Source organism: Paraburkholderia silviterrae (assembly GCF_004353915.1).
Taxonomy (GTDB): domain Bacteria; phylum Pseudomonadota; class Gammaproteobacteria; order Burkholderiales; family Burkholderiaceae; genus Paraburkholderia; species Paraburkholderia silviterrae.
The window spans coordinates 314,607-316,276 of record NZ_SMRP01000008.1; the positions used below are offsets into that span (position 1 = coordinate 314,607).

The 1,670-nt window shown below is 65.4% G+C and carries 1 protein-coding gene; it reads left to right on the forward strand.

Features of this window, described 5'->3' with window-relative positions:
• The coding region (locus tag EYW47_RS18700) for a hypothetical protein (RefSeq protein WP_205710102.1) at positions 1–1,670 on the forward strand (1,670 nt) is incomplete at both ends.

The window sequence follows — 1,670 nt, forward strand, 5'->3', positions numbered from 1 at the left end:
ACGCTCACGAACGCGCAATCGATCGCGACAAACGACGGCTCGGCGCTTACGCTGAACGTCGCCGACGCGGACGCCCTCGCGGGCGCGCACGTGACGATCACGAACGGCTACACGATCACCGACACGCAAGACGCGATCAACACGGCGCTTGCCGCCAACGACCCGGTCGTACTGGGTGCCCAGGCGATCACGACGAGCGACAACAGCCCGATCACCGTGTCGGTCCAGCAGATCGACGAGCTGGCGGCCGCGGTGGTGTCGATCCCCGGCGGCTACGTCGTTTCCGACACCGCAGCGGCGATCAGCACGGCCATCGCGAACGGCGATGAGGCGGTGATCGGCGCGCAAAATCTGGTCACGACGGACAACACGCCGATCACGCTGTCCTTCGCGAACCTGCTTGCGGTCGCAAACAACGAACATCAGATTCCGAGCTGCGGTTTCGTGCTTGCCGATACCTCGGCAACACTGCAGATGCTGACGCACGGCGAAGACGTCATTGCGCTGGGGTTGGCGACCTCGATCGTGGCGACCGATGACCTGCCGATCGAACTTTCGGTGCAGCTCGCAGAATCCGTCGGCAGCAAGATCGTGACGGGCTACTCGCTGGGCGATAGCCTCGTGAATCTCGAAGGCGCGGCGGCCGGCATCATTTCAGGTGCAACGGGCGGCTACACGCTGACCGATGCTGCGAACAGCGACCTCGGCACGCTGACGGTGGCGAACGCGGAACTGGCACGTGGCGCAAGCAACTTCGGCTCGAACGGCTACACGTACGAGCTGAGCGACACGCTGCAGCACCTGGAAGGCGCGGCTGCCGGCATCATTTCGGGTGCCACGGGCGGCTACACGCTGGCCGACGTTGCGGACAGCGACCTCGGCACGCTGACGGTGGCGAACGCGGAACTGGCACGTGGCGCAAGCAATTTCCACACGGGCGGCTATACGTACGGCCTGAGCGACACGCTGGCGAACCTGGAAGCTGCACCGCACAACGTCGTGCGCTGCGCGACGGGCGGCTACTCGCTGACCGACGACGCGAACAGCGATCTCGGCACGCTGACGGTGGCAAATGCCGAACTGGCGACGGGCGCAAGCAACTTCGGCTCGAACCACTACACGTACGAGCTGAGCGACACGCTGCAGCACCTGGAAGGCGCTGCGTCCGGCATCATTTCGGGCGCAACGGGCGGCTACACGCTGGCCGACGCCGCGAACAGCGACCTCGGCACGCTGACGGTGGCAAACGCTGAGCTGGCGAAGGGCGCAAGCAACTTTGGCTCGAACGGCTACACGTACGAACTGAGCGACACGCTGCTGCACCTGGAAGGCGCGGCGACCAGCATCATTTCGGGCGCATCGGGCGGTTACACGCTGGCCGACGTTGCGGACAGCGACCTCGGCACGCTGACGGTGGCGAACGCGGAACTGGCACGTGGCGCAAGCAATTTCCACACGGGCGGCTATACGTACGGCCTGAGCGACACGCTGGCGAACCTGGAAGCTGCACCGCACAACGTCGTGCGCTGCGCGACGGGCGGCTACTCGCTGACCGACGACGCGAACAGCGATCTCGGCACGCTGACGGTGGCAAATGCCGAACTGGCGACGGGCGCAAGCAACTTCGGCTCGAACCACTACACGTACGAGCTGAGCGACACGCTGCAGCA